Origin of the sequence: Enterocloster aldenensis (genome assembly GCF_003434055.1) — a bacterium.
Taxonomy (GTDB): domain Bacteria; phylum Bacillota; class Clostridia; order Lachnospirales; family Lachnospiraceae; genus Enterocloster; species Enterocloster aldenensis.
The window spans coordinates 119,631-144,734 of the sequence record NZ_QVEX01000002.1; the positions used below are offsets into that span (position 1 = coordinate 119,631).

27 protein-coding genes and 1 pseudogene are annotated in these 25,104 nt (G+C 51.3%); 6 read left to right on the forward strand and 22 right to left on the reverse strand.

Features of this window, described 5'->3' with window-relative positions:
- Window positions 1–95: 95 nt before the first annotated feature.
- The 3 genes from DWX59_RS06855 to DWX59_RS06865 are packed head-to-tail and all read right to left on the reverse strand — an operon-like array spanning window position 96 to window position 1,942.
- Complete coding sequence (locus DWX59_RS06855) at window positions 96–602, reverse strand: hypothetical protein (protein WP_117557477.1); 507 nt, start codon at window positions 600–602, stop codon at window positions 96–98.
- Window positions 595–1,629, reverse strand: a complete 1,035-nt coding sequence (locus DWX59_RS06860) for a DUF1700 domain-containing protein (protein WP_117557479.1) — start codon at window positions 1,627–1,629, stop codon at window positions 595–597. Before DWX59_RS06860 ends, DWX59_RS06855 begins: the two co-directional genes overlap by 8 nt.
- On the reverse strand, window positions 1,622–1,942 hold the full coding sequence (locus tag DWX59_RS06865; RefSeq protein WP_117557481.1) for a PadR family transcriptional regulator: 321 nt from the start codon (window positions 1,940–1,942) through the stop codon (window positions 1,622–1,624). The genes DWX59_RS06860 and DWX59_RS06865 overlap by 8 nt, the downstream gene beginning before the upstream one ends.
- A gap of 171 nt (window positions 1,943–2,113) precedes the next feature.
- On the opposite strand from DWX59_RS06865, the gene DWX59_RS06870 reads away from it, so the two are divergent.
- Complete coding sequence (locus tag DWX59_RS06870; protein WP_117557483.1) at window positions 2,114–2,590, forward strand: GNAT family N-acetyltransferase; 477 nt, start codon at window positions 2,114–2,116, stop codon at window positions 2,588–2,590.
- 61 nt (window positions 2,591–2,651) lie between these two features.
- Here the strand turns inward: DWX59_RS06870 and DWX59_RS06875 are convergent, their stop codons facing one another.
- Window positions 2,652–3,209: an NUDIX hydrolase gene (locus DWX59_RS06875; RefSeq protein WP_117557485.1), complete on the reverse strand. Its 558-nt coding sequence runs from the start codon at window positions 3,207–3,209 to the stop codon at window positions 2,652–2,654.
- Window positions 3,210–3,490: 281 nt separating this feature from the next.
- On the opposite strand from DWX59_RS06875, the gene DWX59_RS06880 reads away from it, so the two are divergent.
- Entirely contained in the window at window positions 3,491–3,682 is a 192-nt protein-coding gene (locus tag DWX59_RS06880; protein WP_117557487.1) for a hypothetical protein, read from the forward strand.
- 90 nt (window positions 3,683–3,772) lie between these two features.
- On the opposite strand, the gene DWX59_RS06885 is transcribed toward DWX59_RS06880, so the two are convergent.
- The 6 genes from DWX59_RS06885 to DWX59_RS06910 form a co-directional block, all read right to left on the reverse strand.
- Complete coding sequence (locus DWX59_RS06885) at window positions 3,773–5,026, reverse strand: 3-isopropylmalate dehydratase large subunit (protein ID WP_117557489.1); 1,254 nt, start codon at window positions 5,024–5,026, stop codon at window positions 3,773–3,775.
- Window positions 5,007–5,528: a LeuD/DmdB family oxidoreductase small subunit gene (locus DWX59_RS06890; protein ID WP_117557491.1), complete on the reverse strand. Its 522-nt coding sequence runs from the start codon at window positions 5,526–5,528 to the stop codon at window positions 5,007–5,009. Before DWX59_RS06890 ends, DWX59_RS06885 begins: the two co-directional genes overlap by 20 nt.
- A 47-nt stretch (window positions 5,529–5,575) precedes the next feature.
- On the reverse strand, window positions 5,576–6,820 hold the full coding sequence (locus DWX59_RS06895) for a 3-isopropylmalate dehydratase large subunit (protein ID WP_117557493.1): 1,245 nt from the start codon (window positions 6,818–6,820) through the stop codon (window positions 5,576–5,578).
- 2 nt (window positions 6,821–6,822) lie between these two features.
- Entirely contained in the window at window positions 6,823–7,305 is a 483-nt protein-coding gene (locus tag DWX59_RS06900; RefSeq protein ID WP_117557495.1) for a LeuD/DmdB family oxidoreductase small subunit, read from the reverse strand.
- 233 nt (window positions 7,306–7,538) lie between these two features.
- On the reverse strand, window positions 7,539–9,131 hold the full coding sequence (locus DWX59_RS06905) for a sensor domain-containing diguanylate cyclase (RefSeq protein ID WP_117557497.1): 1,593 nt from the start codon (window positions 9,129–9,131) through the stop codon (window positions 7,539–7,541).
- Between the two features lie 29 nt (window positions 9,132–9,160).
- Window positions 9,161–10,822 carry a bifunctional diguanylate cyclase/phosphodiesterase gene (locus tag DWX59_RS06910; protein WP_117557499.1) on the reverse strand — a complete coding sequence of 554 codons (1,662 nt, stop codon included), beginning with the start codon at window positions 10,820–10,822 and terminating at the stop codon, window positions 9,161–9,163.
- Window positions 10,823–11,012: 190 nt separating this feature from the next.
- Here DWX59_RS06910 and DWX59_RS06915 point away from each other — a divergent pair, with 190 nt between their 5' ends.
- Together DWX59_RS06915 and DWX59_RS06920 are read left to right on the forward strand one after the other, a co-directional pair.
- The gene (locus DWX59_RS06915; protein ID WP_117557501.1) at window positions 11,013–11,318 is read left to right on the forward strand and encodes a hypothetical protein; all 306 of its coding nucleotides are present in this window, start codon (window positions 11,013–11,015) and stop codon (window positions 11,316–11,318) included.
- A 2-nt stretch (window positions 11,319–11,320) separates the two neighbouring features.
- Complete coding sequence (locus tag DWX59_RS06920) at window positions 11,321–12,784, forward strand: DUF2079 domain-containing protein (RefSeq protein WP_409337928.1); 1,464 nt, start codon at window positions 11,321–11,323, stop codon at window positions 12,782–12,784.
- A gap of 156 nt (window positions 12,785–12,940) precedes the next feature.
- Here DWX59_RS06920 and DWX59_RS30340 read toward each other — a convergent pair.
- From DWX59_RS30340 to DWX59_RS06955, 6 genes and pseudogenes are all read right to left on the reverse strand, one after another.
- A pseudogene (locus DWX59_RS30340) lies at window positions 12,941–13,015 on the reverse strand (SEC-C metal-binding domain-containing protein); the annotation flags it as partial.
- 1,138 nt (window positions 13,016–14,153) lie between these two features.
- On the reverse strand, window positions 14,154–15,803 hold the full coding sequence (locus DWX59_RS06935; RefSeq protein WP_117557503.1) for a hypothetical protein: 1,650 nt from the start codon (window positions 15,801–15,803) through the stop codon (window positions 14,154–14,156).
- A gap of 2 nt (window positions 15,804–15,805) precedes the next feature.
- Window positions 15,806–16,135, reverse strand: coding sequence for a YolD-like family protein (locus DWX59_RS06940; protein ID WP_117557505.1), 330 nt, complete (start codon window positions 16,133–16,135; stop codon window positions 15,806–15,808).
- Complete coding sequence (locus DWX59_RS06945; protein ID WP_117557507.1) at window positions 16,125–17,390, reverse strand: Y-family DNA polymerase; 1,266 nt, start codon at window positions 17,388–17,390, stop codon at window positions 16,125–16,127. The genes DWX59_RS06940 and DWX59_RS06945 overlap by 11 nt, the downstream gene beginning before the upstream one ends.
- Before the next feature lie 163 nt (window positions 17,391–17,553).
- Window positions 17,554–17,835, reverse strand: coding sequence for a hypothetical protein (locus tag DWX59_RS06950; protein WP_235844943.1), 282 nt, complete (start codon window positions 17,833–17,835; stop codon window positions 17,554–17,556).
- A gap of 32 nt (window positions 17,836–17,867) precedes the next feature.
- Entirely contained in the window at window positions 17,868–18,791 is a 924-nt protein-coding gene (locus tag DWX59_RS06955) for an AraC family transcriptional regulator (RefSeq protein ID WP_117557509.1), read from the reverse strand.
- Between the two features lie 194 nt (window positions 18,792–18,985).
- On the opposite strand from DWX59_RS06955, the gene DWX59_RS06960 reads away from it, so the two are divergent.
- Entirely contained in the window at window positions 18,986–19,387 is a 402-nt protein-coding gene (locus tag DWX59_RS06960) for a VOC family protein (RefSeq protein WP_227115770.1), read from the forward strand.
- Window positions 19,388–19,524: 137 nt separating this feature from the next.
- Here the strand turns inward: DWX59_RS06960 and DWX59_RS06965 are convergent, their stop codons facing one another.
- The 5 genes from DWX59_RS06965 to DWX59_RS06980 all read right to left on the reverse strand — a co-directional run bounded on the left by DWX59_RS06965 (window position 19,525) and on the right by DWX59_RS06980 (window position 23,250).
- A complete protein-coding gene (locus DWX59_RS06965) occupies window positions 19,525–20,016 on the reverse strand; it encodes a hypothetical protein (protein ID WP_147325780.1) in 492 nt (163 codons plus the stop codon).
- A gap of 170 nt (window positions 20,017–20,186) precedes the next feature.
- Window positions 20,187–21,110 carry a MerR family transcriptional regulator gene (locus DWX59_RS06970; protein WP_117557513.1) on the reverse strand — a complete coding sequence of 308 codons (924 nt, stop codon included), beginning with the start codon at window positions 21,108–21,110 and terminating at the stop codon, window positions 20,187–20,189.
- Between the two features lie 191 nt (window positions 21,111–21,301).
- On the reverse strand, window positions 21,302–22,213 hold the full coding sequence (locus tag DWX59_RS06975) for a cupin domain-containing protein (RefSeq protein ID WP_117557515.1): 912 nt from the start codon (window positions 22,211–22,213) through the stop codon (window positions 21,302–21,304).
- 16 nt (window positions 22,214–22,229) lie between these two features.
- Window positions 22,230–22,586, reverse strand: coding sequence for an NAD(P)/FAD-dependent oxidoreductase (locus DWX59_RS28990; RefSeq protein ID WP_207660405.1), 357 nt, complete (start codon window positions 22,584–22,586; stop codon window positions 22,230–22,232).
- Window positions 22,561–23,250: an oxidoreductase gene (locus tag DWX59_RS06980; protein WP_235844945.1), complete on the reverse strand. Its 690-nt coding sequence runs from the start codon at window positions 23,248–23,250 to the stop codon at window positions 22,561–22,563. The genes DWX59_RS28990 and DWX59_RS06980 overlap by 26 nt, the downstream gene beginning before the upstream one ends.
- Before the next feature lie 8 nt (window positions 23,251–23,258).
- Here DWX59_RS06980 and DWX59_RS06985 point away from each other — a divergent pair, with 8 nt between their 5' ends.
- The gene (locus DWX59_RS06985; RefSeq protein ID WP_117557987.1) at window positions 23,259–23,750 is read left to right on the forward strand and encodes a TetR/AcrR family transcriptional regulator; all 492 of its coding nucleotides are present in this window, start codon (window positions 23,259–23,261) and stop codon (window positions 23,748–23,750) included.
- Here DWX59_RS06985 and DWX59_RS06990 read toward each other — a convergent pair.
- Window positions 23,740–25,101: an MATE family efflux transporter gene (locus DWX59_RS06990; RefSeq protein WP_353626753.1), complete on the reverse strand. Its 1,362-nt coding sequence runs from the start codon at window positions 25,099–25,101 to the stop codon at window positions 23,740–23,742. The genes DWX59_RS06985 and DWX59_RS06990 overlap by 11 nt on opposite strands.
- Window positions 25,102–25,104 lie beyond the last annotated feature (3 nt).

Sequence of the window (25,104 nt, forward strand, 5' to 3'; positions counted from 1 at the left end):
AAGTATACTACAGGAAGCAGCAGGAAACTCTTAATTTTCCCTTTCGATAATTGAAACATTCATTACCGCCGGTCTGCCGCCAGGGCAGACCCCCATCATCTGATAAGCTCTATGCGGTCCACGGTTGCCGGATTCACCAGCACCTTAAACTCCTGGATGGTGGGGGTATGGTATGAGCTTATCTTCCTCTCCTTCAGGTCCTTCATAATCTGGTCCTTGCATTCCATGAATGTCACAAAATCATCGGATATATAATTGTAATCAATCCATGCCCCATCCCCGTCCCCATACTCCAGGTACGGTCTTATGGCCTTGGAATTGTAGGTCAGCAGGAACCTTACCGTGTTCTCCGGCACATCCGGGTCCTGAACCAGTTCTTTTTCGAATTGATAGCCGCCATAGCAGCCAATCCGAAACCGGCCTTCTTCCTTCGGCTCAAATGCATACTCAAAGGATTCTGTCTTCATCTCCACCGGCCCTGCCTCTTTTTCACCCATATAGGTAAACGATGAGACCTCATATACGGCAATCCCGGTTCCCAGCCCGGCAAGAAAAACACCTCCGCAGAAAACACCAATCATGGCTTTTTGTAATCTACGCATGACGCACCTCCTTGGATATCCCATCCATAACCTGTTCACCCGGACACTCCGGCTGCGCGGTCTGCTCCGGGGCCTCTTCCTGCCTCCTTATCCATCCCTGCCCGTCCTGCCTCCCATGGCAATCCTGACTGTCCTGTTTCCCATAGCGATCCTGACTGCCTTTTAGCCGGATCAGGCTAAAGCACAGATATGTAACTGAACCGGAACAGGACAGGATTCCCAGGCTGATTAACGTAATCCCCAGCAGCGGATACCCATGAAACAGCCATACCACGGACATTCCAAAGATAAATATCATACACAGGGTAAAGAACCCCCCAAAAAGTCCCAGCAATATCATGCAGCCGTTAAAGCACCAGCGGACACACCAAAGAAACATCCAGGCCAGAAGCCGGAAGCAGCGTCCCAGAAAGGAGCTGACTCCATGTCCCACACGTCTGAAACCAACCCCCATGCCCTGTCCGGGCAGGCGTTTGACCTGTTTTACGCGGTCCGGACAGGAACCGCCACCAGCCGCGCCGTCCTCTTCCCTTCTGCCAAGACGCGCTGCAATCCTTCGGCGCAGGCGTATACCTTCTGTCTGTATATCCTCACCTTCATTCCTGTTTTGTCCCCACTTTCCTTTTTTCCACGGCCCGGTCAGGAAGGTCCATATATGTTTTGCTGCCCGCTTGAGCATTCCTGCGCAGCCGGAGAAGAACCTTTTTATCATCGTTCCCGCGCTTCCAAAAAGGCCGGCCGCAGCCGTCCAGGCCTGTCTTCCCTTTACAGCGGCGGATTCCGTATCCGTCTTCCGTCTGCCCCCATGCTTCCCCTGGTATTCCGGATTCACATGGTAGGCCTCAAGTATCCCGGCCGCAAGTTCCCGGATATCGCCAAAATCCCGGATTGCCTCTTCCTCACTCAGCCCTTTCTCAATCTTCATATCAATGTGCTGGGCGTATTCCTCCAATATATCCTGCTGTTCCCTTTCTTCAAGGACGGCAAGATATGTTCCCAGTTCTTCTAAAAATCCCTTCTTATTCATCCTTCTGCTCCTTTAAAAACCTGCACACCTGTTTCTGGAATTCATCCCACTCCTGCTCCAGCCGGTCCCTGTAAAGGACACCTGCCGCCGTGATGTGATAATACTTCCTGGGCGGACCCTCGGTTGATTCCCGCAGATATGTCTCAAAATACCGCTCATTGGTCAGACGCTTAAGCAGCGGGTAAATGGTCCCTTCATTCACATCAATGACCTTGGATACCTCCTCTACCAATTCGTACCCATACATGTCCTTCTTCCTGACAGATTCCAGTACCACCAGCTCAAGGACTCCCTTTTTAAACTGTGGATTCATGGCTGCCCTCCTTTAGATACTATATTATACATACTACTATGTAATGTCAAGTACTATGAAAAATAAAATACTTAAGTTTTCATTACACATCCCGGCACCTGGCCTGCGCGGCTTGATTTTCTCCCCTGCTTCTGTTATGATAAACCGCATGAAAGGACAGGTACTTATAAAATGGATCTGCATTTTGAACCGATAACAGATGACAACAGGGAACGCGCCCTTAAGCTGCACATTTCCCCAACGCAGAAAGGCTATGTGGAAACCGTGGAGGAATGCCTGGAGGAAGCCTCCCATGGCAGGAACTGGCAGCCGGTTGGGATATATGACGGCCCGGTCATGGTTGGCTTTGCCATGTATGGATTCTTCTGGTGGCCCTACCTCCCCTTAGGGCGGCTGTGGCTGGACCGGCTATTGATTGACGAGGCCTTCCAGGGAAGGGGGTACGGAAGCGCCGCACTCTCCGGTCTTTTGGACCGCCTTCAGCAGGAGTACCGATGCCGCAGGATATATCTGAGTGTCATCCGGGAAAACAGCACTGCCATCACCATGTATGAGAAGTTTGGATTCCGTTTTACCGGTGAGCGGGATATACACGGAGAGCATGTGATGGTATACCATACACAGCATCAAGGAGCAGGCAGCCGGTAAGGCGCCTGCTCCCCTCATTTAAACAGCGCTGTCCAACCAGACAGCGCTTCCCAATTCATCATCATAGCTTCATTTTCGCATTCAGCTTCATATAAATCCGTTCACGCATCCACGGTTCAGTGGAAGCAAGTACGGCATCCCCGGGCGCAAACCAAGCCACACCGCTGTTCTCATCCTCTTTTACGCGCAGCTGCCCATGTTCGTCCGCCTCCAGCAGATACGTCACATTCAGATGCAGGTGGGACGGCACATAGACACCGCGTTTGACATGTCCGTCCACGGTCAGGATTTCCAGCGAATAGACTTCCTCTGCAACAGGACGCACCTGCTTAAGCCCGCTTTCCTCCATCACTTCCCGGACAGCCACCTTAAGGAGGTTCCGCTCACCGTCCGCATGGCCTCCCAGCCAGGACCAGGAATGATAGATGTTATGGTATGCCATCAGGACCTTGGTCCGCTCACGGTTAACCACCCAGGCCGACGCAGTCATATGCGCCATGGCATTGTCCCGTGTAAATATATCCCCCTCTTCCCTCAGGCACCTGAGCAGGATGTCCCTGTCCCGTTCCTCCTGTTCATTAAAAGGACGGTATTGTTCTAATTGTCCAAGCAGTTCCATTGCCATTCCTCCTTGCTGTCTCAAATATTATCCCCAATGCATTCTGGTATCCATGCAGCTCCCTGCCTGTCAAAGGCGTTTGCATGGGTTCCCACGGTTGCATGGAAACACGTTTATTAACAATATATCATGATTTTTGCCCAGATACGTGACCATGTCTGCTTTTTTTATAAAAATACGCCTGTACGGAGGAAATACTAATAAAATCTTAATGTGACTATCCCGCGTGGAGATGGTATACTGGCCCTATAAAACAACATACAGCCTGAAGGGAGGACTCTATGAAACGATTCGTACTGGCTGCATTTTTAAAAGCGCTTGTAATTACTGTCGGCTTTGATTTGATTTGTGTTATTTATGGGTTCATATCCAACCAGCCTTATGGGATTTCCTTTGCGGGCGGGGTAATCTGTTTTTTAGTGCTGTTCTTGGCCGAATTAATTGAATGTTCATGGAAAAGACGAAAGGGATAATTTCCCTTTTGATTACCATATTCCCTCAGTAAAACCAGGGCATGCCCGGACATCATCTGTTCCGGGCATGCCCTTCTTATAAGGAATCCATTATCCTTTTAGCGGCCCTACTATCTTCCCGGCCGCTGCGCAGGCCGCCGCGGTCCTTGGGGACGCCAGGTAAATCTCCACCTTGGAGGTTCCCATACGGCCCAGGAAATTGCGGTTATTGGTGGCAATGACCCGCTCCCCGTCGCTGAGGATACCGCCGGTCCGTCCGCAGCACAGGCCGCAGCCCGGATGGGTGATGATCGCGCCCGCCTCTGCCAGCGTGTCGATTGCACCGCATGCAATGGCCTCACTATAAACCTTCCGGCTGGCCGGTGTCACTATGAGCTTCACATAGTCAGCCACCTTCCTGCCCTTTAATACCTCAGCAGCAGCCACCAGATCCTCCAGGCGTCCATTGGTACAGGAGCCGATGAATACCTGGTCAATGGGCGTGCCGGACAGATCACTGACAGGCCTGATTTTGTCTACCTGGGACGGACACGCCATCACCGGCACAAAATCCTCTGCCCGGTACACCATGGTCTTCATGTACACCGCGTCCTCATCGCCAATCAGGCTCTTCTGGTAATCATCCAGTTTTACTCCGCAGTACTCCTGCGTCTTTCCGTCCGGTGTGAACAGCGCACATTTGGCGCCGGCCTCTATGGCCATGTTGGCAATGGTCATACGGCTGGCAATGCTCATGTCCTCCACCGTGGTCCCGCTAAATTCCAGGGCCCGGTAGGTGGCCCCGTCAGCCCCCAGATCGCCGATCAGGCGCAGGATGATGTCCTTTGACATGACGCCCTCGGGCAGTTTTCCATTGATGACCACCTTTATGGTTTCCGGAACCTTAATCCACATGGTCCCTGTGCCCAGGATACTTGCCATCTCCGTGTATCCGATGCCGGAGGAAAATGCGCCCACGCATCCGTATGTGGTGGTATGGCTGTCCGTGCCAAACACCACATCCCCAGGTTTCACATAACCGGCTTCGGTCATCAGCTGGTGGCAGATACCGTCGCTTCTGTGTACGTTCTTCATCCCGTATCTGGCCGCGAACGCGTCTCCCACCCGGAAATGCCTGGTGTCATCCAACTGGCTGGCCGGAACCAGATGGTCATAGATAAGGACCACCCTGTCAGGGTCCCAAAGCTTTTTAAATCCCATTTCCTCAAACTTATCCGCCACAAACGGAATGAAAATATCGTGGATCATCACACGGTCCACATTTACCGTGACAATATCCCCCGGCTTAACCTGGGCAGCACCCGTATTATGCTTTATGATCTTTTCAATGATTGTATTCCCCATTGCAGTCTCCTTCATCCAGTCCGTTCAGTTTTCTCATGGCCTTCACCAGCCCGCCTGCGTTGATGATATCCACCAGGTTCTGGGGCAGGGATGCAATCGGATACTGTCTCCCCTCATAGTCCACATGGTGATTCACCGTGACCGTAATGCGGTCCCCCTCCGTCATATCATCATACAGGTTTGGCTGCTCAATCAGAAGCAGGCCGTTATTAATGGAATTGCGGAAAAATATCCTTGCAAAGGACTTGGCAATCACACACTTGATTCCCAATGCCTTGATGATTTCCGGCGCCTGCTCCCTGGAAGAGCCGCAGCCAAAGTTCTTGCCGGCCACAATGATGTCCCCCTCCTTAATCTGTCCCGCCAGCTCCGGGCGCAGGGGACTGAACCCGTACTGCTTCATGTCATCGATTGTCTTAAGCGCCAGGTATTCGGTGGGAATGATGATGTCCGTGTCAATATCATCTCCCAGCACCCAGACTTTGCCTGTAAATGTCTCCATTTCCTGTTTCCTTTCCTGTATTGCGATTGTATCATGCCCGGCATCACTTACCTGGCAACGGCAATCTCCCCCGCGATTGCGGAAGCCGCCACCGTGGCCGCGGAGCCAAGATATACCTTGGAGCTTGGATGGCCTGCGCGTCCCTTAAAGTTCCTGGTACCGGTGCTGATCAGCACTTCATTTTCCCCAATCACGCCCTGGCAGCTTCCCCAGCACACGCTGCAGTTGGGGTTCATTACAATGGCTCCTGCTTCCATGAAAATGTCAATCAGGCCTTCCTTAAGCGCCTGCCTGTAAACGTCAAGGCTTGCAGGGACCACAAGGAAACGCACGCTGTCAGCCACCTTTTTGCCCTTTAATACGGCAGCGCCTACCCGGAGCTCATCAATCCGTCCATTGTTGCAGGACCCCAGAAACGCCTCGTCAATCTTAACGCCGCATACCTCCCCGGCCGGCACCACATCATCCACAAAATCAGGCCTTGCAACCACCGGCTGGATTTTGGACAGATCAAAGGTATACTCCCTTGCATAGACAGCGTCCGGGTCGCTGGTGTATACCGCCTTGGGTTCGCGCCCCCGCTCCCTAAGATAAGAGACAGCAGCCTCATCCGCCTCAAAAATCCCTGTCTTTGCCCCTGCTTCCACCGCCAGGTTGCAGAGCACCATACGGTCATTGATACTCAGTGTCTTTGCGCCTTCCCCTGTAAACTCCATCACCTGGTAATTGCATCCATTGGCCCCGATTTCCCCGATAATGGTCAGCATCAGATCCCTTGGATAAACGCCCTCCGGCAGCCTGCCTATCAGATTGAACTTCACGGTCTCCGGCACCAGCACCCAGGAAGTGCCGGTAACCATGCCGTAAAGGAAATCCGTGCATCCCACGCCGGTTCCAAATGCGCCTAATGCGCCGTATGTGCAGGTATGGCTGTCCGCCCCGAATATCAGCTCACCGGAACATACATAATGCTCCATCATGATCTGATGGCACACGCCCTTCCCCTCCCAGAAATCAATCTGGTTCTCCCTTGCAAAATCCCTCATCTTTTTCTGGGAAGCAGCTGTCTTTGGATTATCCGCAGGCACGTTATGGTCCACGATAAAGACCAGTTTCTTGTGGTCCGCAATCCTTGGATGCTTTAACTTGTTGTTATACATGTCAACCGTCAGATGGGTGGTCCCGTCATTGCTCATAAGACGGTCCAGGTTCACGGTATGGATATCGCCAGGCTTCACGCTGTCCACTCCGGCCGCTGCCGCGATTATCTTCTCTGCAATCGTCATCCCCATGTTCACGCCTCCTCCTTGTTCAGTGATGCAATCAGCCCGCCCTGATTCAGGATATTCTGCATATACTCAGGAAGCCTGGTACATGCGTACTCTTTTCCATTGGCCCTTGCCACGCCCTCAGACATGGAAAGTTCCATGGTATCCCCTGTCTTTACTTCATCCGGCAGTTCCTTGCACACAATCACGGGAAGTCCGATGTTAATGGAATTCCTATAAAAAATCCTGGCAAATGATTTGGCAATCACGGCCCTCACACCCAAAGCCTTGAGCACGCTTGGCGCCTGCTCCCTGGAGGAACCGCATCCAAAGTTCTCGCCTCCCACCACAAAATCCCCTTCCTTTACCTTCACAGGAAAATCAGGGTCCAATGACTCAAATGTATGTACCTTCATCTCATCAATATCCGGCAATAAAAGATACTGTGACGCAATGATCTGGTCCGTATCCAGATCATCATGATATTTGTAAATCGTTCCGCCCGGCATAAGGTAATCCCTCCTGTAAAAAAGTTATGCTTGTTACTCATCTGCTAATCTATTCTACCACAGACTTTACTATAATAATAATACATGATAAGAATAGTTACTATAGATACAGATTATATAAACGGCCATGAATCCCAGGAAATCCACAAAAGAAATGGCATACGTCAGAACAATCTGTTCCTATATGCCATTTGCCTATTCAATCTTGTTCCCGGTACACACATTTTCCCCATTCATTCTTGTTCCCGGTACACACAATATCTGGAACGCCCTTCCTTCTTTGCCTGGTAAAGGGCCTGGTCGCTGTGCTGGATGAGCAGGTCAATATCCATATGGCTGTCCGTTCCCTGGGCAATGCCTATGCTGGCGGACAGGGAGGACATCTCCCGGGACGCCTGGAACCGGGCATTGAGCTTTGCAAGGAATTCCCCGGCCTCTTTTTCAAGCTGTTCCACGCTGCATTCCCCAAGCCTGGCCACCAGGAACTCATCTCCCCCAAGCCTGGCCACAAAATCATTGGGGAAGGATTCCACCAGGGTCCTGGCCGTTCCTGTCAGCACCGCGTCCCCCACCTTATGCCCATATGTGTCATTGACAGCCTTAAACCAGTCCAGGTCAATGTAGAGCAGGCTCACGGACTTGTTCCCCCGGCTGCCATGGATATACTGGTAAAAATACCTGCGGTTATAGAGTCCTGTAAGGAAATCCGTGTTGGAGCTGTGGAGGATCTGTTTTTCCAGGTCCCGCTCAACCGTCACATCCCGGAAGATGCAGAGTTTTCCAACCACATTGTGGAATATGTCATAAATGGAGTTTTCATGAATCTCCAGCATTTTCCCGAACCCGTCCGACAGGGCGGCCCTGGCCTCCACGTATCCTTCGCTGTTGATTGTGCGATGTCCCTCAAAGGCAGCCGCAAACCACTCCTCGTAATCCTTTCCAAGGACCTGGATCTTACTTATCTGGAAATACTCCTCGAATTTTGCGTTTGCATTCAGTATCCTGCCCCTGTTGTTCCATAAGAGGATGGCATAGGGCATGCTCTGGAGCAGGATTTCAATTTCCGCGCCCATGTTGCCCAGGTCCGTTACGTCATGGCCGATTCCAACGGTTCCCAGGACCGTTTCGCCATCCCGGTCCACGATTGGTGTCTTATAGGTGCGCAGCTGACGCATCCCGCGGGAGCATTTGACCTCCTCGGTAAACTGCAGGGTCCTGCGGGCCAGTATCACAGCCGCCTCCGACTTTTTGCAGGATTCCTCCCCGTTTTCAGAATCATCCGGGGAAACGCCCCAGATATAGCAGTGGTCCCGCCCGGTCACATCCTCCCTGTCCTTACCCACCACGGAACAGAACGCCTGATTCACCTTGACATGGGTCCCGTCTATGGCCTTGAACCAGAGCATGTCCGGCAGACTGTCAATGGCAGTGTCCAGATAGGTCTGGGTCATATATAGGTCGTACTCCAGCTTAATCCTTTTCAGGATCTGTTCCATGCGGATACGGACCCGTTCCCGGCTCAGTGGGGTGTCCCAGAGCTCGTCCGCGGCCTCCATCTGTGCACCGGCAAGACCGTCAAGCATCCCCTGTTCCCCGCAGTACACAAGAACCGTCCCTTCCCTGCAATGGGGACGCAGCTGCAGCGGAAGGATACAGCTTCCCAGGTCCCATATGACCACATCGCTGCCATCTGCCAGTTCAGGCGCCGGATTCCCTGACACCGTAACTGTATGGGAAAAACGTTCCGGCGGACAGAGCGTGTCCATCACCTCTGGCAGCATTGGATCTTTGCTGAAAATCATGATCTGAAGCTTACATTGATACATTTAACCCCTCCCCATGTGCACGGCAGACCTTACTTCAAATACAGCTTTTCAAACCCCGAAGCGCTGACCGGCCTTCCAAACAGATATCCCTGTATGTAATCCGGCAGTGTCTGCTTTACAATATCAAATTCTTCTTCTGTTTCCACACCCTCCACACAGACCTTTAAGCCGATGCTGTGGGCAAGTTTGATAATATACTCAAGGAAAATGTATTCATAGCTTCCCTTATGGATTCCCGTCACAAAACTGCGGTCAACCTTAAGCACATTGGCAGGAAGTTCCTTAAGATGGCTCAGCGAAGAATAACCTGTCCCAAAATCATCAATTGCAATCCCATAACCCATGGCCCGCAGTTCCTCGAATTCCTGATTCAGGAACTGCAGGTTCGGCACCCAGCAGCTTTCCGTCAGTTCCAACACCAGCTGCCCGGCAGGCAGGTCATCCCACTGCCTCATCTTCAGATATTCCAGCAGCGCATTTTCCTTTAGCTGGATATATGACACATTGACGCTCATGGCAAAATCCGGCACCTGCCTGCGCCATATCCGGAACTGGCTCACACTCTCTTCCAATATCCAGGCCCCTACCTGGGTTATAAGGCGGCTCTCCTCCAACAACGGGATGAACTCCGAAGGAAATACCTCCCCATGTTCCGGGGAATGCCACCGCAGCAGCGCCTCCGCGCCCGTGACCGCCCCTGTGACCGCGTCCACCTGCGGCTGGTAGAACAATTCAAACTGGCTGAATCCGTCCTTGACACAGGCATGGAGGCTTTCCTGCAGCTCCATGTTCCTCAGCTTCTGTTTATACATTTCCTCGGAAAAGAAAACCAGCTGGTTCTTTCCATTCATCTTGGCAATCTCCACTGCATTTTCCGCATTCCTGAACAGCTTCTGGTAGGTGTTGCCGTCATCCGGGAAAAAGCAGGCGCCCGCTGACAGGGAAATCAGGATCTGGCGGCCCTCCACTGCAAAATGACTGCCGATGAACATCTGGATATTCTCATAAATGCCCCGTACGGCCTCTTTTGTACCGTCCTTTATCAGGAACACAAACTCGTCCCCGTCTAAGCGGTAAAGCTGGCATCCCTGGGGAAGCATGGCTGAAATCAGGTTGGACAAAAGGTTAAGCGCCCTGTCCCCAAAGCCATAACCATACTTTTCATTGATATTCTTAAAATTATCAATGTCCAGGACCACAACCACCCCGTTGGCCGTATCCTTCTGCCTCACAAGGATATTCATATCCTGTTCAAACTGGTTCCGGTTCATCAGGCCAGTGACATTGTCAAATTTATTCTGTTTTCCAATATTGGAAATCCGGCCAATCATGAACAGCGGACGGTCCTGCCTGTCTTTCTTGACCGTCCCCCTGCAGGATACCCATATGACCCGGCCGGATTTATTATAAACCCTGTACTCCATGTCATGGTAATCCTTACTGCCCTCCTGAATCATCTGCATATCGCTGAGCCACAGTTCCAAATCCTCCCTGACCATGATTTTGGACCATACGGAAACCACATCCTGTTCAATCAGGCGGCTTATATCAAGGTCATCATATGCATTGTCAGATATGTAAAAGGTACCATTCCGGATGTCCCACATGTAAAGATAGTCATCCGTTGTTTCAGAAAGCAGATTCAGGAGGACATCCGCGGTAAAATTCTCATTTTTAATAATATCAGCCATGACAACCTCCAGGACAAGTATGGTTTATATTTTACCATGACCAGGTTCCAGTGTCCAGAAGCAGCAGATATTATTGAGGATATTTGCAGATATTATTAAGGATTTTCTAATTTTTCTTACAGTTGCGTCCAATGCCTTTACTTTCAGCCATGAAGTGATTAAGATACACCCTAAAAGGAGGGAATCCCCCATGATGAACTTTAAACGGCTATACCCATGGCTGACAGCATACGGGGGCGGCCTGGCCAGGCTGGCCATTGCCAGCTGGCTGCTGACCAACACCATGTTCCTGTTAGGCAGCCGCGTCCCGTTCATAACCCTGGACTTTGTAAGGCAGATATCCCTAGAAAGCTTCCTTGGTATCTGGTTTGGCATCTGCCTGTGCCTGGCCATTCCCTGGTTTTTATCTGCCCACTCAGGAAGGATACGTTTATCCCTGGCCCCCAGCATGGCCATGTACATAGCAGCCCTGATGCTTAAGGAAACATTCATATGATAATGGAACGGATTGAGAAATGGCTGACCTCCCGGCGGTCATGGATGATCCTGGCCGCGGCTGCAGGAATTTGGTTCCTGTTCACCGCCTCCATGACCATCCTGCGCTACCGCCTCAATTATGCGTCGGCTTATGATTTCGGGATATTTTCCCAGATGTATTATTACATGGACAAGGGCCTGACGCCGCTGACCACCTGTGAACGCGACGGGCTTCTGTCCCATTTTGCAGTGCACCTTTCCCCTGTCTTTTATGTGCTCCTGCCATTTTACAAACTGGTACCGCGGCCGGAGACCCTGCTGGTCCTTCAGGCGCTCCTGGTGATAAGCGGTATTATCCCTTTGTGCCTGTTAACCAGGTTTTTGCGTTTTACCCGGCTTCAGACGCTGTGCTTCGGCCTGATGTACTGCGCCTATCCCGCATTCATGGGCGGCTGTTTTTATGACTTTCATGAAAACAAATTCCTCACCGTAATCATACTCTGGACCATGTACTTCCTGGAAACCGGACGTTTTAAATCCATGGTCTGCTCGGCTGCCCTGCTGCTTCTGGTAAAAGAGGATGCCCCTGTCTATGCGGCCTGCATCGGGCTTTATCTTTTTCTGTATAAACGGCAGTACCGTTACGGCGCCATGGTCTTCATCGGCTCCTGCCTGTACTTTTCCATGGCTATCTGGTATATCAACCGGTTTGGGGACGGCGCCATGGTGAACCGGTTTGATAACTTCATATCCGACAAACGTCTGGGCCTGATCAGCATGTTCAAGACCATCCTGGTCAACCCGGCTTATGTGCTGTCACAGATTGCGGTAAAGGACAAACTTATCTTTTTCCTGCAGATGCTGCTGCCTCTGGGATTCCTTCCGCTCATGGCAAGGGACTGGAGGAAATGGACCCTGGTCATTCCCTTTGTACTGATTAACCTGATGTCCAATTATAAGTATCAGCACTCCATTTTCTTTCAATATACATATGGGTCGGGAGCCTTGCTGATATATCTGGCAGCAGTTAATTTCAGGGATTGGAAGGACGCCTCCCGGCCTGCAGCTCCTGTCCTGTCCCATGACCGGGCTGCGCCAAGGCCTGCGTTCCCCCTGCCCCACTCCATCCTGGGCTGCGGACTGGCCTGCGCCCTGGTCCTCACCTCTGTAGTGGCATACAAAAAGTCGTACTACATTGGCAGCTATGTCAGCAACCATGAAAAAGCAGCAGAAGCAAGGCTCCTGCTGTCATCCATCCCAAAGGATGCGTCTGTCAAATCGACCACGTTTTTCATACCTCAATTGTCTGGAAGGGACGAGATCTATCTTGCGGACAGCCGGCATCCTGCTGATTATATCGTGCTGGACCAGAGACCGGGATATGGGAAGGATTCCCATGCGTTGATGGCCAAGTATCTGGACCATGGGTACGGGGCCTGGGGCGACGTGGACGGATATGTGACCGTGCTTGTGTCCCCGCAATGATGATAGGTGCGGTTTGAGAAGCTGACATCCATTTATGCCGGATAAATATGCGGCCCGCTGGCAATAAGCGGGCCGCCCTTTGCGTCAGGATTCCATCATACATCATTCTCCTGCAGCCGCTTAATCAATCAGATGATAACAAAATTCCTGCTAAGCCTACACATTTTTCCCACAGCACTTTTTATATTTCTTCCCGCTCCCGCAGGGACACGGGTCATTTGGATATATTTTGGGGGGCTTGACCACCGGCTCATGGAATGAGGGATAGAAACCATCGTATGTATCCTCATCCAGCATGTCATCACCGAATATGACATCGCCATATTCATCCATGCCTGCCGGCTCTTCATAAAACTTCCCAATCTGTTCCTTATAATATGACAGCCTGTCCTCCATTCCCAGCGCTTTTGTCAATTGAACCGCACTGTGGAATAAGGCTTCGTTTTCCATTGTACACGGCCCGTCTCCCAGCTCCTGGTCCACCAGCCGGTATGCCTCTTTTGCTTTGCCTTCCTCCGCCAGGCTCATGGCATAGCCGTTAATTGCCTCCGGGTGATGGGGTTCCTGTTCCAGCCAGTCCTCAAACCACTTTTTGCCCTCGTCCCGCCGCCCCAGAGCATTCAGCGATTCCCCGATTGCCGCTTTAAATCCGCCGTAGTCATCATACTCCCATACGAATGTGTCCAGGACCTCATGGCAGAATTGAATACGGATTTCATGCGCTTTGGCATTGAACAGTTCCAGCTCCATCTCATAAAGCCAGCCGCCGATATCATATTCGTAATCCGTTGCCTCGTCCACTGCCGAGATCCCCAGCCTGATTTCAGCCTGATTTACATTTTCCTTTGTTTTATCCCATGCTTCCAGCCAGCATCTGGTCATGTTTTCATAATCCTGGTTCTCTGCGTATTCCCATCCCTCGTCAATCAGGTCCGCAATCTCATCCCATCCAGATGGAAGACCGGAGTCATCCTCATAATCAATGCATCGCTGCACCATATCATCCAATGCCCGTTCAAACCGTTCCTCATCAAAAGGCTGGTTCTGTGACATGACATCATAAATCTCCTCCAGCACCACTGCTGCCAGCTTCTCTTTTGCTTCCTTCCTGCTGTATCCTGCTTTCTGAAGCCGCTCATAGGCCCTCCTGGTACAGGGCGGGTCATTGTCCCTCAGCTGGTTGTCCACAACCGCCAGGATAGTCTCTCTCAATCTCATGTTCGCCATTTTTTCTCCCCCGTATGATCCGCTGTTTCCTTCCCGTCAACAAAACCGCGTCATTTTTATCATATCGTGTTTCATTATACCACATGAGCCAGGGGGTGACAACTTCCTAAGCAGAAAACGGTCCCATCGGCCAGTCCCAGGGTTACCGCATTTCCTCCACCTCATACAACCGTACGCAGGCCCCTTTCCTGGCCTTATTCCACTGACACGTTTCATCATCACTGGTAATGAAACACAGATTCCCCTTCCGGTTCACATAGTAATAGATTCCGGCGCCTTTGAACCGGTGTTGTGACAGAAGGCTCCTGTCCTGCCCCATGACATAGAGGGAATGCCCATCCGCAATGTATATATTTCCTCTGCTGTCCCTGACAGAAAGCACATTCCCCTTCACACCAGCAGGGTATGGACGGCACTGATGGGTTTTCAGCTCAACACACCTGCTTGCGAAATACAGGCAGTCCTGCTCCGCCCCATAGGCATACATGCCCAATGTCTGAAACGCCTCAGGATTCACCTGTATCCGTTTCCTGCGCAACAGATTCAGGTCCCCGTCAAAAAAACGGACATCCAGCGCCGTGTCCCAGACTCCTGGTTTACGCACGGATTGTCCGGCCCCTGCCGGTTCGCCCACATATTGCTTCCACAGACGTACAATGATGATTTTCCCATCTTCCAGCACAGGCGGCGCAAAATTATCATTCCATATGACATGGTCCAGATTTTCATATACATATTCCGAGACAATGTTCCTTTCTGAAAATGTCATGCCGGATGACCGCCAGTCTATCTTCTCAAGCTTTCCATATCCATAATAATATTCACAGGTCCCGTTCCCAAGGGCTGCCTGGCCGTACCAGCTGCAAAACCGGGGCGCGTGTCCTGCGCAGGATTTCCTGTCTTCCGGTATCCGGATTCTTTCCGCTATCAATGGCTCGTACCGGTCCCAGTCCGCGCTGCCGTCATAATACGCATCCAGGTCCATAACCTGGATTTCCCTGTGTTCATAATCCAGGCCCAAATCCTTATCATGAGCCGTAAAGATGGCTTCCGGGTAATGATAATCGTAAATCGCTTCCAGCCGTCCGTCCCTTTCCTGATAGCAGGACACATGGGAAAAGTCATAATCTCCCTCAGCCCCGGGATGCACGATCCTGACCACCCGGTCATATGTATCCGCAATCCTTTCCTTCTGCTCCCTATGCTGGACCAGCAGGCCCGGAATCTCCTGGCACAGGGTCAAAACCGTATGATTCACCACCTTGTCCTGTTTCTTTTCCGCATCCATCCCACGAATAACAGGGGCAGCATCTTTTTTCCAGACTTCCTCTGTATCCTTATGCATCCTCATATCGCCGTACAGCATGGCGCCCAGGAGCCTGGAAAAGGAGTCAATGCTGTCCTGGGCGGACGTTTCCCGTTTCAGAAGGTAACGGAACGCAGACGCTTCCTTTCCCGCCAGGCCCAGGGCCTTAATGAAAGCAGGGCCTTTCTTGACTAAAAGCATTCCGGGCCCCGTCTGATAGGATGCTTCTGTCTTACCGTCCTTCATCAGACGCATTTCAAAGATGTCATCGTCAAAATAGGATACCGCCATCACAGGCACATCCACGGCCTTTGACATGTCCCTGCCCAGTTTCTGCATCTTCTTAAAATCATGGTGTCCGGATGTTTCATATACAGCCGTCCATTCTTCAGCTGTACGGACATATTCATAACCAGGCGGGAGTACGTAATCAGGAAATTCCTGATTACCTGTCCTGACCTGCAGGTTTGTAAATGTTGTCCCCATTATCATACCTCCACTTTAAGCACATCATCCAGGCTTATCCTTGTATTCACCACCTGCAGTATCCTGCTGCTCCTGTCAAACCGCGCCACCATTCCCGTGACCTTCAGATATTCGCCTTGGTGGAAATACACCACGCTTATGATCCTGCCCGGCACGATTTCCTGTATCTTCTGGTCCAGTTCCTCTGCCATATCCTCGGACAGCACAATCTTAGGCACTGCCACCCGCTCCTTTTTGGCCAGGGCCTCCGGAAGGCCCTTTAAAGCCGCAAATGGCAGGAACTGTTTGGCCCGGTCCGCCGCTGCCATCCTGGGCCTTGGTCTATTCGCCACTTTTATGACCTCCTATCTGACGGTTCCGCTCCTTCATGGTAGATGCGTCCTGCAGGTTCATCCCCTTAAGGATTGCATTCCTTCCATACTTCTTCTTGATATCCAGCATGGCTGCCTGCAGCTTCCGGTTGCGCTCCAGTTCCTCCTCATCGGAAAACAGGCTGTACTGCCTGTATTCCTCTTCTACCACATGATTGACAGAGATATTAATCCGGTGGACCAACAGTCCGGGATCCACAATCCTCTCATACAGCGCGGTTACGGCCGGTATCAAAACCATATCGGCGTTGGTCTGCGTATCCAGGGAAGCGGTTCCCCTGGAAGGCTCTGCCTCCGTGCGGTTGGAATATCCCACATACAATGTCACGGAATTGGAAACCAGGTTCTTCTCCACCATCTCAAGGCATAACAAATCCATCATTTCCTTCACGATCAGCTTCCCATCCTCAAAGCTGTAACCACAGCCCAGGACCTGCCCGCAGGTAAGGCAATTGGTCTTGGCCTTGTATGACTTGATATCCCCGATGGTCACTGGTTCCCTGCCCCACGCATGATCGATGAGAAGCTCCGCGTCCACGCCGAACAGCTTATATAGGAAGTCCTCGTCCATACCAGCCAGGCCGCCCATGGTATGGATGCCGTAGCGCTCCAGCTTACCCGCAATGCCCTTCCCGATTCTCCAGAAATCCGTCAGGGGCTTGTGGTCCCACAAGGTTTTCCGGTATGTCTCCTCATCCAGATAACCGATGCAATCCTCTGCATGCTTGGCCGTGATGTCCAGCGCAATCTTTGCCAGATACAGGTTGGTCCCGATACCGCAGGTGGCGGGAATACCGAACTGCTTCCTTATATCCGCCATGATGGACTGGCCTAACTCCCTGGCTGTGACATGGTAAAGAGGCAGGTAATTGGTCACATCCATGAAGACCTCATCAATGGAATACACATGGATATCCTCTTTGGAAACATACTTGAGATAAATGCTGTAAATCTCCGCAGCATAATCAATATACAGCTTCATCCGCGGCTCCGCCATGATATAGTCCACACTCTTCGGGATCTCAAATACACGGCACCGGTTATGGATTCCAAGGGCTTTCATGGCAGGGGATATGGCAAGACAGATGGTCTTCTCCGTGCGTTCTGGGTCAGCCACCACCAGCCTGGCTGTCATGGGGTCCAGTCCCCGCTCAGCACACTCCACGGAAGCATAAAAGGATTTTAAATCAATGACAAGATAGGTGTGCTGTTCCATTCCATCCCTCCTTTTTAAGCTGCAGCTATATACCTATTATACAGCGGTACAGTGCAAACCGCAATGTTTTGCAAACATTTGTTCTGTATATTGTCTGGCCTGTGTTTCCATCAAATCCCATACAGGATCATGTGGCTTGGTATTTTATCCGGTAATCCAGCCGCTATTCCACAAGTCCATCCAGAAAATATGCCAGCTGTTTTTCAGGAACCAGGAAACCGTCCTTTGAGCCGATAAAATGCTTCCCCGACCGATAACTGGGCACTGCGTCCAGACCGTTGATTTCCCAGGCATACCGTTTTCCTTCCTCCAGCTGTTTCCTGTAACGGCCTGTGCCAATACTCTTTTGGAAACCCGCAGCATCAGCCTGGCGCCGGGAGGCCAGCTGTGCCAGGACCTCCAGGGACGAGATATCCACGGTAACAGTATGGGCATGCGTAATCAAAAAACAACTCCATTTTTACCATTTCCATCATTTCACAGCCTCCTGTCCGATTCAGCGCCTTTATTTAAATACTTTCTGTAACTCAGGGGCGTACACCCCATATACCGGCAGAATGTATTGGAAAAATGGCTGCTTCCCGAAAAGCCGGCGGCCAGCGCGATTTCCAGCACGCTCTTATCAGAATGGGACAGCATATATTCCCCCATCCGTACCCGGTAGGATATAAGATAATCCACAGGAGACTGGGCCAGGACCTCCTTAAAATCACGGCAGCACTCGCTGGCGCTGACGTTTGCCGCCCGGGCAATGTCTTCCAGGCGGATCCTGCCCGCGTATTCCCTGTGTATGTATTCCAGGCAGCAGCGGACCCGATGATATCTGGAATCGTGGACAGACGGGTGCGGCTCCTGTTTCATGTCAAGATTCTCAAAAAGTATGAGTCCTGCCTGCTGTACAAGGATCTGAAGCTTCCACAGATATCCTTTCGGGCGGCTGCAGTCGCAAAGATACATCTGATGGATACATTCCAAAGCCCCTGCGTGCCAGGAACTTGTGCCATCTAACAGGAAGAAATCTGTTTCAGGCCAAAACAGGGCGGATACATACTGTTCCTCAATCAATCCGCCGGAAAGACCGTGGAGCAGATAGCTGTCTGCCAGCACCGCGCAGTAGATGCTTCCACGCTGGCGGTGATAAGGAGAAACCATATGGAGCATGTTAGAGGGAACCAGGCCTCCCTGCCCCCCGGAAAGCACATAAGTGCCAACGCCGGTCTGAAATTCAATGGCGCCCTCCAGGACATAGACAAACTCCAGTTCCTTGTGCCAATGCCATGGAATAAACCGGTTGGGATATAAATCCAGATTGTCAAGATACACTTCCATGGGAAATGCCGGCGAGCCATGGCAGGTTATTTCCTCCAGATTGCCATTCACTTCAAGATAATTCAGCTGCATAAATGTCCCCCTTTCCCCCAAGGATTCCCTGCAGCGGTCTGTATTCGAAATGTAGCTATGATTCTGTTATTTTTAGATACTATTTTATTAGAATCAGCCATCATATTCTATTATAATATAAAAAAGGGCAGGATTACCAGAAGAATTTCAATAAGATGGAACCACAATAAGATGATGATGAATTGAAAAGTGAGATGATGATTTTGAAAGTTGACTGCATTACACTCCAGACCTTGTATCCGGATAAAATGAAGGATTTCTATGTGAAGTATTTTGGGGCCGAAGCCAATCGGAACACCATGGCCACGGATTGTCCGGACCCAATGTACACCCTCTCCTTTCAGGGCGGTTTTAAAATCAAACTGGCGCCGGCCGGTCAATCCCAGTCCGGTTTTGCAGCGCGGACATCCCCATGCCCCCATAATCCTGTCTGCCTGGCCTTCAGGCTGGGCAGCAGGAAAAGGGTAAACACGCTGACCAGCCAGCTGATCCTGGAAGGCCATGAGATAATCAGCGAACCCCAGCTATCCGCCCCGGCACATTACAGCAGCTGTATCTTTGACCCGGAAGGGAATATCGTGGAACTGATTTCCTGACAAATACTCTTTATGAAAAGCAATTTTCAAACAGACCCTAGTGCTCCATCCGTCCGGATGGAGTACTGGTTTCTCCCCGTGCTGTACGGCTACAATGCGCCGGACGGCATGGGGCGATGCCGGATATGCCGGAACATTCATTCCGTCACCACCACATAGCTGGCCGTCCCGTAACATCCGTTCTCCTTCAGGTGTTCCTCATCCCATTCAGCCACCATCTCATATACCCTGCTGCCTTTTAACTGCGGCATCAGCGCGTCCTCGTATACAGTGCCGGCCAACGGGCTGGCATCCGTGTGTCCCAAATCCTCAATGGAATATTCATAAACCGTCAGCCGGTCAGGTTTTACTGCAAAGGAAACAATATAACCAACTGTGTCCTGTCCGTTATACCGAGGAAGCGCCAGGCGCTCCTTGTCCTCTGCTTCAACCAGCGGATGGGCGCCGCAGGCAATCCCCCCTGTCATTTCATCCCCATTTGGATAATTCCATGTATAGTTCCCTGATGTAACCTCGAATTCTTCCATGGTGCCGGAGAGCACATCGGAAAGCTTCATGGAAGGCGGCTCCTGCAGCACATCACTCCGGTTTCCAGGGGAATCCGCACTGCTTTTAGCTTTACATCCCATACAGCCTATAAGGACAGCCAGGACAGTTACCGCTAAGCATGATGATCTGATGAACCTGATATATCTTTCATGGCGTTCTTTACAATATGCCCCCATACTCCCACCCCTTTTTGCAGACTTGTACTGGATTTACTATATCAGATTTTTCTATTTGATACTTTAACCTTTGCTTAAGGTTCTATGGTTTTTCTTTGACTTTTTCCCGTATCAGTGTCATCCCTGCCATCCAGGTTATCCATATAATACTGCAATGCCTCCCCCATAAACCGGGAAGCCCCTGTTCCATACCTTTTATCCATACCCTTAATCAGTTCCGGATTATGGAGATAACCGTCTATCAGCACATTCCAGTAATTCTCACCCAGGTCCATTTCAGGACAATCCTCCTTATCCAGAAGATTCATTAACCGGTCCACAATGTCCTGTACTTCCCTGGAGGTTACATCCCTTGACACGTCCTTCAGCAGTTCCTCTGTCAGTTCCTGGTTTTTTTCCACATAACCCTTTTCCTTGATTTTCTCCATCTTTTCCATATTTTCAGAAAAATGCTCCAGACTAAACTTCATGGCATCCACATATTTTTCAATACTTCCATAATACTTAATTGCATTCCGTGCAATACCTGATTCCTGGTCCCTGACCCGGTCCACCAGTTCATCAAACGATTCCACACTGCCCCAGTGTCTGATGACCTCATCCATATTCTCACGTTTAAACTGCTCCAGCGCCTCCACATAATCAGCTAAATCAAATTCCTCAAAACTCATGCATGTCCCTCCTTTCTCCAGTTTGCCAAGCAGTTCCAGCAGCCGGTTTAATCTGTCCCGCTTTGCTCTTAGCAGCTCCTTCTGCTTTTTAAAGGCTTCCAGCCTGTCATAATCAGGCTTTTCCATAATTGACCTGATATCCTTTAAGGGAAAATCCAATTCCCTGAAAAACAGCACCTGCTGCAGGGTGTTCAGGGCCTCATCGTCATACAGCCGGTATCCTGCATCCGTTACCCTGGTTGGTTTAAACACCCCAATCTCATCATAATATTGTAATGTGCGCACACTGACCCCGGTCAGTGAGGCAACTTCCTTTACAGTCCTCACGGCATCGGCTCCTGTCTGGTTTTTTGTTTACCTTTATCTTATATTATCACGTAACGTGAGGGTCAAGGTCTTTTTTAATTTAATTTCATGCGGTTTTATCCGGAACGTTTTATCCAGATGCGCTGAAACAATGCCCCCTCTGCCTGGCCAGGCACAGAGGGGGCATTTATATAAAAGTTTTTGTAGTTAAATTAAGAATGACCTTTCACAGGAACCGGGCGTGTCACATAATCCCTGTCCAGATAAATCTGGCAGGAACCGTCATAGGCGCCTTCCGTAAACTTGGACGCCCTGATGGAATGGGGAACTCCGGCCGGTATGTAAACCGCACAGGGAGATTTAAGATGGTACCCGTCCTCCCCCAGTGTGATTTCAAACTCCACCATACTGGGAGCGCCCAGAATCAGGTACATTTCATCCCCATCATGAATGTGTGGATTGGCTTTCGGTCCCGTGCCCGCCTCCACAATCCTGACCTGGCGCTGGGTTGCCAGGAACAGGGTTGGGCAAACCCACGCATTGGCCTGGGGTACAAGGCTGCCGTTCATCAGGATGGGGAATCCCTTTCCCCCCACCGAACCTTCGTGGTCAGGAAGGCTCTCAACCCACTGGATGTCCCGTACAATCAACGATTCTGTATCATCCGCCTTCAGCGGCTCATCCGGAACAGGCTTTGTCACATAGTTTTTATCCAGATAAATCTGGCATGAGCCGCCGTATGCGCCTTCTGTAAACCGCTCAGCCTCAATGGCATGGGGAAGGCCGGCCGGAATATAGACAGCACACTGGGACTCCAGATGGTACACATCGCATCCCAGTGTGATTCGGAACATCACCGCGCCCTTATCCCCCAGAATCAGATACATCTCATCCCCGTCATGGATGTGGGGATTGGCCTTGGCCCCGGTTCCTTTCGCCACAATGTCCGCTTCCCGCTTTGTAATCTGGAACATGGTTGGACAAACCCATGCATTGGCTTCCGGCACAAGGCCGCCATTCATCAGGATGGGAAATCCCTTCCCTCCCACGGACCCTTCGTGGTCCGGCAGGGAGTCCACCCACCGGATCCCGTTTACAATGAGGTGTTCATATTGTTTTTTCAATTTATATGCGCTCCTTTCAGATGTTCCTGGTAATCTCATAGGCGTTCCAGACCGCGTACATGATGTTGCGTACCTGGTTGGAGTCCCCGATATTATATACCGGCCTGTTCAAATCCCTGACCGCCTCATACAGCTTGTTCTCAGACCTGTACCCAACAGCGGTAATCACAGTATCTGCCGCCCGGCTCATCACCTCATCCTGCCGCCGTACCAGGACGCGGCCCGGCTCTATGGATGTGACGGCCGCCTCTGTAAGTACTTCAATTCCGTATCTTCCCATCAGGTCCGTGAGCAGCTTCTCGGGATATTCCGGATCGGCCAGAAGCTGCCTGCCGTATTCCACAATATCACAGGACACGCCCCGCCTCTTCATAATCCTCTCCGGGAAGGGCGCCCTGTCTCAGTCCTTTCATACATCTCTTCAGGCTGTACCTAAGGGACACCGGGTAATCACCCCCACACGCTTTTTTGATTCCCTTTACAATATCAGTTGCAAACCTGAGCCGGTTTTCCAGGCTTCCGCCATACTCGTCTGTCCTGTGGTTATACAGCGCGATTGCAAACTGGTCCAACAGATACCCCTCATGCACAGCGTGTATTTCCACTCCGTCAAAACCTGCGCGCTTTGCAACCATGGCTCCCTTTACGAAGTCAGCGGTATACTGCCTAATCTCCTCCCGTGTCATTTCGCGGTGCTGCACGGACGGGTCAAAACGGTTGGGCTGGGCTGAAGGAGAAATATAATTCTTTACCATGCCTGGCATGGTGCTCCGTCCTGCATTGGCTGTCATCTGCAGGAAAATCTTTGCGCCATAGGCATGGATACGCTCATTCATCTGGTTTCCATTGTGGACAAACGCACTGGGGTTCTTGGTCACACACGGCAGTCCGGGAGTCCCAATCCCTTCCACATCCACGTTAACGGTTGTGACCCCTGTGATAATCAGCCCGATCCCGCCCTTGGCCCGTTCCACATAATAATCCTGAAGCCTCTGGTTGTAGGCGTAATTCGGGTCAGCATAACCAATGGGCCCCATTGGGCGCCATGGCCATCCGGAAGCTATGCGAAAAAAGCGGAGTCTCCACCGGCGCATTTTATCACCACTATCATTCAAAAGAAGACCTGCCCTCCCATGGATTCGCATCCTTTGACCAGGAGCTGCAGGCATATCTTGCGCAGGCAGATGACGCGGACACAGTGGGAATGATCCGCTTTGTGGTCCTCAGCCTGAACCAGTACGTGTTTGACAATGCCGCGGGCTTTGCAAAAGAGCTGTATATCTCACAGCTTTCCATAAAAGACAGCTATATAACAAGAAAAGACCGCCCCTATAACAGGGCGGTGTTAAAGTATGTGGAGCGGGCACAGGAGGAGCATCTCATTCAGTCCGGCCCGGACAGCGGATATATCACGGATTTCCTGCTGCGGATTGGCAGAGGAACCATACTGGACTGGTGCCTGCATGACTATTCATATGACTTGATGGAACAGTCAAAAAAAGACCTGGATTTTGTACTGCGGCAGTTTATGGCGTAGCGGGACTGTCAATGGGGCCGCCCATCCTGTACCGTCTCCACCCCATCCGCGCCAGGTAAAGCGCCAGCAGCACGCCCCAGGAAAATGCTTCCGCATATGCAATGACCATGTTGCCAAAGACAGCAGCCATGCCATAGGAAGCAAGGATGCGGGATATCAGGGAGACAATACCTGCAATACTGGAATAAAGCACATCACCAATCCCCTCCAGATAACCGCGCACCGCTGTTGCCAGGCCAAAAACCACATAAAAGCAGGCAATCCTCTGAAAGAAATCCTGCCCGATTCCCACGGCCCCGGCGCCAACCCCGAACATTGCAATTACACGGCCGCCCGTGGGAATGACCAGGATTGTCAGGAACAATGATACCGCCGCCATCATGGCCGTTCCCACGGCAAGCACCCTTTTGGCGCGTCCCTCTTCCCCTGCTCCATGGTTCCTGGCAACAATGGTGGATATTCCCGACCCAAGATTAATGATTGGCAGCAGGATGATTGTATCTACCCGGTACGCAGTGGTTATGGCCGCCACTGTCCGGGTCCCAAAACCATTCATGAAATTCTGCAGGAGCAGGCTGCCGAATGCGCTGACACTGGATTGGATCATGGGCGGTATACCCAATCGGAACCCCTGTTCCAGGGCGTTCCCATACAGAAGCCTTCCACCCGGGCAAAACCGCAGCAGGGGGTGTTTGGCAACCGCGTACAGAATCAGGAATGCCGTCATGGCTGCCTGTGAGATAACCGTTGCCGCAGCAGCGCCTTTGACACCCCAGTGCAGACAGGCCACAAACAGGATGTCCAGAACCACATTCACCGCAGAAGAAAAAAGGATGGCCAGGAACGGCGCCCGGCTGTCCCCGATTCCCCGCAGCGCGGCGGAGTAAACATTGTACACTGCCAAAAATGGAATGCCTGCAAATATAATCCTGAGATAATCCCCTGCCAGGCGTATGGTATCCCCTGTGGTATGTAACAGACGCAGGATTGGGTATGCCAGCCAGATTCCCAGGGCTGCAAACGCGAAAAAGCCCACACCAAACAGCAGGAAGAAGGAGGACAGGATTTCCGGTATGGCCTTGTTTTCCCCGCTGCCCGACTTATGGGCAAAAAGGATGGAAAGCCCCAGCGTGAATCCTGTAATCGCCATAAGATAAAAATTGACAACTGTCCCGGTTGCCCCGATTGCCGCCAGCGCCAGCTCGCCTTCCACATTGCCTACAATAAACGCATCCGCCCAGTTATAGAGCTGCTGGAGGATACCGCTGAAAATAAGCGGAAGGCTGAATTTCAGCAGGGTGTAAGCAATGCCTTCCTGATTATTACGGTGTCTGTCATGCATCTTATCCATACT

Bases quoted from the DNA above. Each gene is read 5' to 3' on its own strand.
- DWX59_RS06855 (WP_117557477.1), bottom strand. From the start codon at position 602: ATGCGTAGATTACAAAAAGCCATGATTGGTGTTTTCTGCGGAGGTGTT.
- DWX59_RS06860 (WP_117557479.1), bottom strand. From the start codon at position 1,629: ATGAATAAGAAGGGATTTTTAGAAGAACTGGGAACATATCTTGCCGTC.
- DWX59_RS06865 (WP_117557481.1), bottom strand. From the start codon at position 1,942: ATGAATCCACAGTTTAAAAAGGGAGTCCTTGAGCTGGTGGTACTGGAA.
- DWX59_RS06870 (WP_117557483.1), top strand. From the start codon at position 2,114: ATGGATCTGCATTTTGAACCGATAACAGATGACAACAGGGAACGCGCC.
- DWX59_RS06875 (WP_117557485.1), bottom strand. From the start codon at position 3,209: ATGGAACTGCTTGGACAATTAGAACAATACCGTCCTTTTAATGAACAG.
- DWX59_RS06880 (WP_117557487.1), top strand. From the start codon at position 3,491: ATGAAACGATTCGTACTGGCTGCATTTTTAAAAGCGCTTGTAATTACT.
- DWX59_RS06885 (WP_117557489.1), bottom strand. From the start codon at position 5,026: ATGGGGAATACAATCATTGAAAAGATCATAAAGCATAATACGGGTGCT.
- DWX59_RS06890 (WP_117557491.1), bottom strand. From the start codon at position 5,528: ATGGAGACATTTACAGGCAAAGTCTGGGTGCTGGGAGATGATATTGAC.
- DWX59_RS06895 (WP_117557493.1), bottom strand. From the start codon at position 6,820: ATGGGGATGACGATTGCAGAGAAGATAATCGCGGCAGCGGCCGGAGTG.
- DWX59_RS06900 (WP_117557495.1), bottom strand. From the start codon at position 7,305: ATGCCGGGCGGAACGATTTACAAATATCATGATGATCTGGATACGGAC.
- DWX59_RS06905 (WP_117557497.1), bottom strand. From the start codon at position 9,131: ATGTATCAATGTAAGCTTCAGATCATGATTTTCAGCAAAGATCCAATG.
- DWX59_RS06910 (WP_117557499.1), bottom strand. From the start codon at position 10,822: ATGGCTGATATTATTAAAAATGAGAATTTTACCGCGGATGTCCTCCTG.
- DWX59_RS06915 (WP_117557501.1), top strand. From the start codon at position 11,013: ATGATGAACTTTAAACGGCTATACCCATGGCTGACAGCATACGGGGGC.
- DWX59_RS06920 (WP_409337928.1), top strand. From the start codon at position 11,321: ATGGAACGGATTGAGAAATGGCTGACCTCCCGGCGGTCATGGATGATC.
- DWX59_RS06935 (WP_117557503.1), bottom strand. From the start codon at position 15,803: ATGGGGACAACATTTACAAACCTGCAGGTCAGGACAGGTAATCAGGAA.
- DWX59_RS06945 (WP_117557507.1), bottom strand. From the start codon at position 17,390: ATGGAACAGCACACCTATCTTGTCATTGATTTAAAATCCTTTTATGCT.
- DWX59_RS06955 (WP_117557509.1), bottom strand. From the start codon at position 18,791: ATGCAGCTGAATTATCTTGAAGTGAATGGCAATCTGGAGGAAATAACC.
- DWX59_RS06960 (WP_227115770.1), top strand. From the start codon at position 18,986: ATGATGATTTTGAAAGTTGACTGCATTACACTCCAGACCTTGTATCCG.
- DWX59_RS06965 (WP_147325780.1), bottom strand. From the start codon at position 20,016: ATGGGATGTAAAGCTAAAAGCAGTGCGGATTCCCCTGGAAACCGGAGT.
- DWX59_RS28990 (WP_207660405.1), bottom strand. From the start codon at position 22,586: ATGAAGAGGCGGGGCGTGTCCTGTGATATTGTGGAATACGGCAGGCAG.
- DWX59_RS06980 (WP_235844945.1), bottom strand. From the start codon at position 23,250: ATGGGGCCCATTGGTTATGCTGACCCGAATTACGCCTACAACCAGAGG.
- DWX59_RS06985 (WP_117557987.1), top strand. From the start codon at position 23,259: ATGGCCATCCGGAAGCTATGCGAAAAAAGCGGAGTCTCCACCGGCGCA.
- DWX59_RS06990 (WP_353626753.1), bottom strand. From the start codon at position 25,101: ATGGATAAGATGCATGACAGACACCGTAATAATCAGGAAGGCATTGCT.